The sequence below is a fragment of the Bradyrhizobium sp. 45 genome (assembly GCF_023073155.1).
GTDB classification, from domain to species: Bacteria; Pseudomonadota; Alphaproteobacteria; order Rhizobiales; family Xanthobacteraceae; genus Bradyrhizobium; species Bradyrhizobium canariense_D.
Window position 1 is genome coordinate 229699 of the sequence record NZ_JADPIX010000155.1, and the last position, 10484, is coordinate 240182.

A 10484-nucleotide genomic window follows, 5' to 3' on the forward strand; every position below is an offset into this window, starting at 1 on the left:
AGAGTGGGCGGAAAGAGAGCATCGTTATACGTACGGCCCAGGTAGGGATTGCGATTGATGTGGCGATCACGAGGTTTGACATCGCCTTCCCGGATCAGAAAACGCCTCAGATGATCAGCTTCAGGCGCGCTTCAATTTGGGAAAGAGCAGATTCAGTGACGCTTCGCTACAAACTCGTCCATGTAGCGCAATAGTTTTCCCCCGTCGTTTTTTCGCAGAGCGTCAGCAAGGACCCCGTCGATATGGGTGGCCCAGCCCGAATAAGCCAATGCCCAACGCCCGTACCTTCTTTTTTCGACCGGGTCTGCCTGCAACGTCACAAGGCCGGTATGCCTATCATCGCTACCAATCGAACCCTTCATGATATCGAGGTTAGCCTCTGCGCCTTCAAGGAACTGAGCAAAGTGGCGACCGGAGAACAGCAAAACACCCGTTAGCCCAAGTTCATGATTTCGAGCTTCCGCGATACTTCGAATGTTGGCGATCTCGGCGTCAGCATTCTGCCCGAGCGAACTGGAACTGACGTAGAGCCACGTTGCAAACATCTATACGTTTCGATCCTTCCCGCTCGAAAGAAGACGCCAATTGCGGCAGTGTTATTCGCGAAAATCAACAAGAGTGCAAAAACCACAGTCAGCACAGCGCCGAGGCAGCTTTACCGCCGTTCAACAATGACTGTTCCCCTCACCACGAATAGTGTCCGAATGCCGTCAGTGACTTCGGTGGTCACATAGGTGTTGCGCGAACGCTCCGCAGCTCTCTTCAGGCCGGTCGGCATACGCTCCGCGGCTCGGTGACATGCTGCTGCGTTGGTCGGGAATAGTTCCCCACGCCGGTCTTCAGTCCTTTCGCCACGCACATGCTGATGAAAGTAGTAACGAGGCATTGGGGCCTCCTTTCTCCATTCATGGGTCAACAGACGGGAGAGCGATGTGGTTCAAAAGTGCACTTGAGGTAAGTTGTGAAACTCGGACGCGGAACCGCCGGAGCCCCGATGGCCTAGGTACTCTCGGTGCACCGGCGATCACGGCGCGAACCACCATCTCCGTCGATAGTGCAGACGCGATGAGTACTCGCTGAAAATTTAGCGATGGTTCCAAGTAAGCCGATCATCCATAGCGGCATTACTCTGCGGCGTCCTGAACGGTGCGGATCAACTTGGCTCGCCGCGCGAGGTCGTCATAGATGTTGGCGATCCTACTCAACGTTTTCTGGGCCTTCCTATGCTCCCCGGAGCCTGTCAGCTAGGGAAAGGCACCCTTTGCTGAAACTCATGAGGGTGCAGGCGCGGCTGAAGGCGCATGCTGGCGCAACCAGTCGCGCAAAGCCTCGGCACCGACGGCGCCGGCGCGTTGAACGACGACGTTGCCTCTGTGAAATAGCATCAGGGTCGGAATGCTTCGAATGTTGTAGCGGGCCGAGAGCTCCGCTTCCGCCTCGGTGTCAACCTTCAGGAAGCGAAGCTCGGGTTCGAACTCGCTGGCGGCGAGCTCGAACGCCGGCGCCATCGCCTTGCAAGGCCCGCACCATGCCGCCCAAAAATCGACCACGACCGGAATATCGTTGCGCTGGATGTGAGTGGCGAAGCTGCGGGCGGAAACCGGCATTGAATGTCCCGTAAAGAGGTGCTGTCGACAGTGTCCGCATTTCGCCTGGCGCGCATCCCTCCGGGCCGGAATGCGGTTGGTGCTCGTGCAATGTGGGCAAACGATGTGGCGCACCTCATCGCTCATGGCTCAATGTCTCCTGAATCAGTGGGATGCCAGAGGTTGTTTGCCATCCGGCGGCGGAAAGATTTCATCGAGCTCGGCCAGATCCTGAGGCGTCAGCCGAACGTCGAGCGCGCCACGGTTCTCGCGCACATGCTCCGGCTTGCCTGATTGCGGTATCGCACATACGCCATCCTGGCGCAGCACCCAAGCCAGCGCCACTTGTGCCGGTGTCGCGTCGAGGCGCGCTGCAATCGTCTTGAGCGTGAGGTGATGCAACACACGACCCTGCTCGATCGGTGAATAGGCCATAACCGGCAGGCCGCTGCGCTGGCACATAGGCATGAGATCGTACTCGATGCCGCGGCGCGCGAGGTTGTAGAGCACCTGATCGGTCGCAACGTTTGCACCATTGGGCAAGTCGACGAGTTCCTGCATGTCGGCAACGTCGAAATTACTGACGCCCCAGTTTCGGATCTTACCCGCACCCACCAGAGTTTCGAAGGCATCGACGGTCTCTTCCAGCGGAACCGACCCCCGCCAATGCAGCAGATAGAGGTCAATCTCATCGACTCCAAGCCGAGCCAGGCTTCGGTCGCAGGCCGCCATTGTGCCGTGCCGCGTGGCGTTCTGAGGTAGCACCTTGCTCACCAGAAAAATCTCTTCCCGCCGCCCTTTGATAGCCTCGCCGACGATAAGCTCGGCACCACCGTCCGCATACATTTCGGCAGTATCGATCAGACTCATGCCGAGATCGATGCCGAGACGCAGCGCGTTGACTTCCTGCGATCGGTTCAGCGGATTTTCGGCCATGTGCCAAGTCCCTTGGCCGAGCCTCGGAATATGTTCACCTGAAGGAAGCGCGATTGTCCGAGTGGTCTCCATCAGAGTCATAGGGCACTCCCTGATCATTCACATCTTCATGCTGGCCCGAGCGACGGATTTCAAATTGAACATCGCCCCTGCCGAGCTCGTTAAACGAGGTCATCAAAAAATGAATTCGATATCGATGTGCGAACTCCAGCAAGATTAGGTGCTACAGGTTACAGCAGCAGCTCGAATATCCGCGAAGGCGAGCTCCCGCTGCGTGGTCTGCGGATTTTCAATTCCGGCTCGATGATCTTCAATGCTCGTGCGACCGCGACGCTCAATCCCCCGGCAGGGTCCGGCAGTTGCTTCGGTCTCGTCGCTATAGCTGAATTGCAGCGGCGGCCGATGAGCGAGACGGCCGAGGATCGGCGCCAGTTCTATCGTTTCATCCATCTTCCTGAATTGCACGATGCACTCCTGAAGGCCGGCGGTGATCGGGAGGTTCCATGGCTCGATCAGGACGTCGCCGCCAGCTTTGGCGTCGGCCTCGGCGCGCAGTAACAGCCGACGAATCCTGTGGTCATGAAATCCTCGCAGCGCTTGAGGGCAGCCTTGTCCGAGTTGAGACCAGCTGCCTCGCGAAACAGTCGTTGGAACTGCCGCACGCCCTCTGGGCGCGGCGGCGGCATCTTGTCGGGAGAAGTTGCGCGCTCATTGGACAGGTTTGCCATTTTTCGCCGCCACTCGCATTGACAAGCGTCATATGCGAGCGATCTTCTTCACGAACCGCTTGCAGCTCTTTATCATTCCGCGGCGGCTTGCACGAGCTCTTCGCTTCGGCTGGTCCGCACCATCTCCAGAAACGCGTGAATCTGCGGCACAACGGTTGCTCCCTCGCCGATTGCCGCGCCAACGCGCTTGACGGATCCGAAACGAACATCACCCACTGCAAACACACCCGCCACGTTCGACTCGAGCGATGGCACGCTCGCGCCGGCAGCCGATAGAAGGTCGTCAGGGGGTATGTTCGAGCCTGTTCGCACGAACCCCTTGCTGTCGCGGCTGACGTTGCAACCGCTGAGCCACTCCGTTGCGGGCTCTGCACCGATGAACATGAAGACGTTGCGGATTGTTCTCTCAACTTCCGCGCCTGTCCTGTCGCGCCAGCGGACCTGTTCCAACTGGCCCTGCTCGTTACCCGATAACCCTACGATCTCCGTGCAGGTGAGCAACTCGATATTCTCTGTCGCCGCGATCCTATCGATCAGATATTGCGACATACTCGCAGCCAGGCTGGGTCCCCGCACAAGCATCCATACTTTCTTGGCATAGTGGCTTAGAAACACCGCCGCTTGCCCTGCGGAGTTGCCTCCGCCGACCAGCGCCACCTCCTCGTTTCGGCATAGACGAGCCTCGATCGGGGAGGCCCAATACCACACTCCCCGCCCCTCGAAATGCTCCAAATTCCGTATGCTCGGCCTGCGATAGCGCGCGCCACTCGCGATCACTACGCTCAGCGCGATGACACTCCGACCATCGGAGAGCTCGATCGCGAATGGATAGTGCTCACAACGAAGGTTCGCGACCGTCTCGGGGATGATCATCTCCACGCCGAACTTCTGTGCCTGCACATAGGCCCGCCCCGCCAGCGCCTGGCCTGAAATTCCCGTCGGAAATCCCAGATAATTTTCGATACAGCTGCTGGCACCGGCCTGCCCCCCGAATGCCCGCGCCTCGAAGACGCCGACCGACAAACCCTCGGATGCCGCATACACGGCAGCCGCAAGTCCTCCTGGGCCAGCACCCACAATTGCTACGTCATATCGGCGCCCTTCGAGATCTGGAGGCACCATCCCCAGGGCGCGCCCCAAGTCAGCTTCACTCGGATTTTTCAGAATGGTCCCGTTCGGACAGACGACCAGCGGCAATTCTTCCGACTTGCAAGGATAGTGCTCCAACAATGCTTGCGCATCCGGATCCTTTGCGGGGTCCAGCAACTGGTGCGGATAGGCGTTGCGCGCCAAAAATTCCAGCAGACGCACCATGCCGGGATGGCCGTCATGCCCAATGAGACAAGGGCCGCCGGCGCCCGCCTCGATGAGGAACACCCGTCGCAAAATAAGGGCGCGCATGATGCGCTCGCCGAGTTGAACATCGGCGATCAGCAAAGCGCGAAGTCTCGCCGGCAGAACAAGCAGCGCTTCAACGGGCTCGGTCGCGCGCGCATCGACCAGGGCGGGTCCACCGGAGAGTTGGGCGACCTCGGCGATGATTTCGCCTGCACCCAATTCCAACAGTTTCTCCGTCCGACCAGGTCGATTGCGAGCTTCGATGGATACCCGGCCGGCAATCATGACGAACATGCCCGCCGGACTCTCACCCGTCCGGAATAGATATTGATTCACGTCATAGTGTTTTATCTCGCCGAACCGGCGCATGCGGTCGATCTCGTCCGGCGCGAATTTGGGAAACATGTGCTCGTGGCGGGACTCAAGCATGCCGTTGCCGCTCGTCTGGAGACCGGCGACAACCGTATTGGATAGGTCGTCCATTCTATGCCCCTTTCAGGACCACGGCCCCTGCACGGCGGAAGCATTCCAGGGAAAACCTCGCGGCGCGTGCTGCGTGGTCAACCACTGGTCCGTCGTGAAAGCCTCGATCGCCCAAGATCCGTTGAATCGGCCAATGCCGGAATTTTTCTCGCCGCCAAACGGACAGGTCGGCAGGTCGATGACGGGTTGATCATTGATATGGGCCATCCCGACCTGCATTCGCTGGGCAAAGTGCACGCCCCGGTGGACGTCGCGGGTGAATACGGCGCCGCTTAGTCCAAAACTCGTTTCATTGGCCACAGCCAAGGCTTCTTCGGCATTGCTGACCCGGAGGATCGGCGCCACCGGACCAAATATTTCTTCTGCTGCAAGGTCCATATGGTTAGTGACGTTCACGAACACATGCGGCGGCAACACGAGTCCGTCCGGCTCGCCTCCGAGCAATTGTTTGCAGCCGTCGTCGCCGGCTCGGCGAACGCGTGCCATCAGCTTCTCAAGCTGCGATTTGTTGATGATCGGCCCGATCATGGTATCGCCATCGCGGGGATCGCCTGTTTTCAATCTCGCCACCCGCTCCGTAAAGCGATCAACGAACGTCTGATAGACGGGCTCCTCGACGATGATGCGGTTTATAGCGATGCAGATCTGGCCCTGGTGTAGAAACTTGCCGAACACTGCGGCCTCTACGGCCTGGTCCAGATCGGCGTCCGCGAGCACAACGAAGGGCGCATTGCCCCCGAGCTCCAGATCAACGCGCTTGATGATCGGCGCCTTCGCTGCAAGTTCCGCGATCCTGCGACCGACAGGCGTCGACCCGGTAAACGAAATGACCCGTGGAACGGGATGACTGACGAACGCGTCGCCGATTTCACTGCCGGAGCCGACAACGACGCTCAGGAGCCCCGCCGGCAGGCCGGCCTCCTCAAAGATTTTCGCCAACAACAATCCGCCCGTGACCGGCGTATCACTTGCCGGCTTCACCACAACGGCGTTTCCTACCGCGAGCGCCGGCGCGATTGTGCGATTGCTCAGGTGGAGCGGCCAGTTCCAAGGGCTGATCGCCCCGACTACTCCGACCGGATTGCGCCGCACCTGATTTTCCTTGCCCGGAATGTCGGACGGAATTGATCGGCTTTCGACCGCATGGGGCACCGAGGTGGCCCACAGCATGACCGTGTGAGTCACTTCCCACTCTAGGTTCGCCTTCAGTCGCGTGCTGCCGGATTCCTTGATCAGCCAATCGACGATTTCGCCACGGCGCGCTTCCATCACGTCCGCCGCGCGGCGAAACACGTGCGCCCGCGCCGCCGGTGCTGAGCCAGCCCACTGCACCTGAGCCTTGGCAGCCGCCGCAAACGCAGTATCAAGATCCCGACGATCGGCCTGCTTGATTTCGAGGAGGACATCGCCGGTAAATGGATTCGTGTCGATCAGCCTATGCTCTGCCTGCCCATGGCGCCAGTTTCCGGCAATCGGCAGCAGCTCCAACTGATCATAAGGTTGCGGATCGCTCGTTTGAACTCTGGTGCCATCCGGTACTTTGGCATCCTGTCGGTCGGAACTACGGCTGGCACTGCGCGCGACCATGTCCATCTCCTTGGCAGCTTGCTTTCGCAGCTGACGATGGCGCGTCGAGCAACGTTCCACCTTGACAGCCGTCAACGTAGACGGGGGAAAGCATCGTGCATTCGACTGCTCCTGTAAGGTTCGCCCACGCGGGCAGAGCCTCTGATCGTGCAGCGCGTCAATAAAACCTTGGGATCGGACCTAATTGCGGGGTGGGTCGATCCGACAAGTCAAACATCAATTCATCAACATAGCACCAGCCCCAGCCTTCGGGCGGATCATAGGCTTCGATGATTGGGTGACTGGTGGCATGAAAATGCTTCGTCGCGTGTCGATTGGGTGACTGGTCGCAGCAACCGACATGACCGCAAGTTCGGCAGACGCGGAGGTGCAGCCACGGATCGCCTAGTTGCAGGCATTCTTCACATCCAAGGGACTTGGGAACGACGTCGTGAATTCCTGCCAGGTGTCTGCAACGCTGTGCCATGTCATCCTGCTTAATATCTGTACGCTGCGTTCGGTCTGTCCTCAATCCCCGCCCGTTGCTGAGCGAGCCGTCCTAACCTTACCAGTTATGTCTGATACGCCCCGGCGCAGCGCACTATGCCGGCGTCCAGGTAGGCCGTTCAGTGCAATCGCCGTTTCGGAGATGGCGCGTTGAACTGCGCTATTTCCGCCGTCTGCGGCGCCTTGCCGTTGAATGTCAGCACATTGCCTTCCACGGAGATCGCGACCTTGTCGCCGTCCTTCACCTCGCCTGCGAGGATCATCTCGGCCAGGGGATCCTGCAGATATTTTTGGATCACCCGCTTCAGCGGCCGAGCGCCATAGGCTGGATCCCAGCCCTTGGCGGCGAGCCAATCCCGGGCGTCCGCATCGAGCGTGAGCGTGATCTTGCGCTCTTCCAGCAGCTTTTGAAGCCGGGCGAACTGGATCTCGACAATGCGTCCCATCTCGCTGCGTTGCAACCGATGGAACAGGATGATCTCGTCGACACGGTTGAGGAATTCGGGACGGAAATGCCCGCGCACCATTCCCATCACCTGCTCGCGCACCGCCGAGGTGTCCTCGCCTTCCGGCTGATTCACCAAAAACTCCGAACCGAGGTTCGAGGTCATGATGATCAGCGTGTTACGGAAATCGACGGTGCGGCCCTGGCCATCGGTCAGACGGCCGTCATCGAGCACCTGCAGGAGCACGTTGAACACGTCCGGATGCGCTTTCTCGATCTCGTCGAATAGAACGACCTGGTAGGGCCGGCGCCGCACCGCTTCGGTTAGCGCGCCGCCCTCGTCATAGCCAACATAGCCCGGGGGCGCGCCGATCAGCCGCGAGACCGAATGCTTCTCCATGTACTCGGACATGTCGAGGCGGACCATCGCGGTCTCGTCGTCGAACAAGTACTCCGCCAAGGCTTTAGTCAGCTCGGTTTTGCCGACGCCAGTCGGCCCGAGAAACATGAACGAGCCCATCGGCCGGTTCGGATCTTGCAGGCCCGCCCGCGAGCGGCGCACAGCGGTCGCGACCGCATGCACCGCCTCAGCCTGACCGACCACGCGCTGGCCGAGTTGCTCCTCCATTTTCAGAAGCTTCTCCTTCTCGCCCTCCAGCATCTTGTCGACGGGCACGCCGGTCCAGCGCGACACCACCTGCGCGATATGGTTGGCGGTGACTGCCTCCTCCACCGTGGCGCCCGCATTCTCATTGGCCTCGATCTCGGCCAGTTGCTTCTCCAGCGCCGGAATCTTGCCATAGGCAAGCTCGCCGGCCCTCTGGAATTCGCCGCGCCGCTGCGCGTTAGCAAGCTCGACCCGAAGCGCATCGAGTTCGCTCTTCAGCTTCTGGGCGTTCGAAAGCTTGTTCTTCTCCGTGCTCCAGCGCGCGGTCAACGCCGCGGACTTCTCCTCGAGATCGGCAAGCTCCTTCTCCAGCGCCTGAAGCCGCGTCTTGGAGCCAAGATCGCTCTCCTTCTTCAGGGCCTCCTGCTCGATCTTGAGCCGGATGATCTCGCGGTCGAGCGAATCGAGTCCTTCCGGCTTGGAGTCGACCTGCATCTTCAGCCGCGCGGCCGCCTCGTCCATCAGGTCGATCGCCTTGTCCGGAAGAAAACGGTCGGTGATGTAGCGGTTGGACAGGATTGTAGCCGCAACAAGCGCGGAATCGGTGATCCGCACGCCGTGGTGCTGCTCGTACTTGTCCTTCAGCCCGCGGAGGATCGAGATGGTATCCTCGACCGTGGGCTCGCTGACGAAGATCGGCTGGAAGCGCCGTGCCAGTGCCGCATCCTTCTCGACATGCTTGCGGTACTCGTCGAGCGTGGTCGCGCCGATGCAGTGCAGCTCGCCACGCGCAAGCGCGGGCTTGAGCAGATTGGACGCGTCCATTGCGCCGTCGGCCTTGCCGGCCCCGATCAACGTGTGCATCTCGTCGATGAACAGGATGAAATTGCCCTCGCCCGCGATGACCTCCTGGAGCACGGCCTTCAGCCGCTCTTCGAACTCACCGCGATATTTTGCACCCGCAATCAGCGCGCCGAGGTCCAGCGACAGCAGCTTCTTGTCCTTGAGGCTCTCGGGCACGTCGCCATTGACGATGCGCAACGCGAGGCCTTCGGCGATCGCGGTCTTGCCGACGCCGGGCTCGCCGATCAGGACAGGATTGTTCTTGGTCCGGCGCGAGAGCACCTGGATGGTGCGGCGGATCTCCTCGTCGCGGCCGATGACCGGATCGAGCTTGCCGTCGCGCGCCGCCTGGGTCAGGTCGCGGGCATATTTCTTCAGCGCGTCATAGGCGTTCTCGGCCGTCGCGCTGTCGGCCGTGCGGCCCTTGCGCAGGGATTCGATTGCAGCATTTAGGTTCTGTGGGGTAACGCCGCCCTTGGCCAGCAGTTGGCCGGCCTCGCTGTTCCTGTCCATGGCGAGGCCGAGCAGCAGCCGCTCAACCGTGACAAAGCTGTCGCCGGCCTTCTCGGCTGCCTTTTCAGCGGCATCAAAGGCTCGCGCGAGTTCGGGTGCAAGATAAACTTGCCCGGCACCGCTACCGGAGACCTTCGGCACCTTGTTCAGGGCGTCCTCGGTCGCCTTCAAGATCGCACGGGAATCGCCACCGGCGCGGTCGATCAAACCGCCAGCCAGGCCCTCGCCGTCATCGAGCAGAACCTTCAGCAGATGCAGGGTGGAAAACTGCTGATGACCTTCGCGCATCGCCAGCGATTGCGCGGATTGGATGAAACCACGCGAGCGCTCGGTATAACGTTCAATATTCATCATCGTCTTCCCTCGGCGATGCCGCTCCGCTCCAGGGTGCGATCAGCAAGAGGAGGTACCGGTTTTGCGTTCGATCGCGATCAAGATATTCAGGGTCCACGATCTGATCGCCCAACCGCCCGCCGTTAGTGGATTGTCCGCAAGGCACGCACGCGGCATGCTCTTTGGGTTTCCGCAAGCTCGCACTGACATTCGTCAACTCGCCAAGCGGTTTTCGTCGTCGATGCTGAAGCACTCATATCGCCGCGTTTGAGCGGTGCCCTGTCTGTCCGCACCAGCTAACCGCTCGGACCGGACGTCTCACCGCAGCCGTCTCGCATCGCTCAAGACGTGGCGATTCTTGCTTCTCGTCCCTCGAACGCTGCGATCAGATCATACCGCATAGTTCATTGGCGACACCCTCGCGGAGCGGGTTCCTACGTCGTCGCCTAACAGGACATCCTGATCGATCTCGCCTATCATTCGGCCTGCAATATTTGAACACGATGACGTAATTGCGGTCGGCGCTCGTGGCAGACAAGCTCCGTTATCGTTGAGCCCTCGCAATCAAATGATTCGAAGGAGTTCCCATGAAGCAGTAC

The 10484-nt window shown here is 60.2% G+C and carries 8 protein-coding genes; 1 reads left to right on the top strand and 7 read right to left on the bottom strand.

What is annotated here, in order from left to right:
* Nucleotides 1-152: 152 nt before the first annotated feature.
* The 3 genes from IVB42_RS41410 to IVB42_RS41420 all read right to left on the bottom strand — a co-directional run bounded on the left by IVB42_RS41410 (nt 153) and on the right by IVB42_RS41420 (nt 2594).
* The gene (locus IVB42_RS41410) at nt 153-545 is read right to left on the bottom strand and encodes a BLUF domain-containing protein (protein WP_247472205.1); all 393 of its coding nucleotides are present in this window, start codon (nt 543-545) and stop codon (nt 153-155) included.
* Nucleotides 546-1271: 726 nt separating this feature from the next.
* Complete coding sequence (trxC, locus tag IVB42_RS41415) at nt 1272-1733, bottom strand: thioredoxin TrxC (RefSeq protein ID WP_247472206.1); 462 nt, start codon at nt 1731-1733, stop codon at nt 1272-1274.
* An 18-nt stretch (nt 1734-1751) separates the two neighbouring features.
* A complete protein-coding gene (locus IVB42_RS41420; RefSeq protein ID WP_247472210.1) occupies nt 1752-2594 on the bottom strand; it encodes an aldo/keto reductase in 843 nt (280 codons plus the stop codon).
* Between the two features lie 330 nt (nt 2595-2924).
* Here IVB42_RS41420 and IVB42_RS41425 point away from each other — a divergent pair, with 330 nt between their 5' ends.
* Nucleotides 2925-3080: a hypothetical protein gene (locus tag IVB42_RS41425; RefSeq protein WP_247464906.1), complete on the top strand. Its 156-nt coding sequence runs from the start codon at nt 2925-2927 to the stop codon at nt 3078-3080.
* Nucleotides 3081-3322: 242 nt separating this feature from the next.
* On the opposite strand, the gene IVB42_RS41430 is transcribed toward IVB42_RS41425, so the two are convergent.
* The 4 genes from IVB42_RS41430 to clpB form a co-directional block, all read right to left on the bottom strand.
* Nucleotides 3323-5071, bottom strand: coding sequence for a cyclic nucleotide-binding domain-containing thioredoxin-disulfide reductase (locus IVB42_RS41430; protein WP_247464909.1), 1749 nt, complete (start codon nt 5069-5071; stop codon nt 3323-3325).
* Nucleotides 5072-5083: 12 nt separating this feature from the next.
* Nucleotides 5084-6658 carry an aldehyde dehydrogenase family protein gene (locus IVB42_RS41435; protein WP_247472207.1) on the bottom strand — a complete coding sequence of 525 codons (1575 nt, stop codon included), beginning with the start codon at nt 6656-6658 and terminating at the stop codon, nt 5084-5086.
* A 157-nt stretch (nt 6659-6815) separates the two neighbouring features.
* Complete coding sequence (locus IVB42_RS41440) at nt 6816-7124, bottom strand: UBP-type zinc finger domain-containing protein (protein WP_247464915.1); 309 nt, start codon at nt 7122-7124, stop codon at nt 6816-6818.
* A 139-nt stretch (nt 7125-7263) separates the two neighbouring features.
* Entirely contained in the window at nt 7264-9903 is a 2640-nt protein-coding gene (clpB, locus tag IVB42_RS41445; protein WP_247472208.1) for an ATP-dependent chaperone ClpB, read from the bottom strand.
* Nucleotides 9904-10484: the final 581 nt, after the last annotated feature.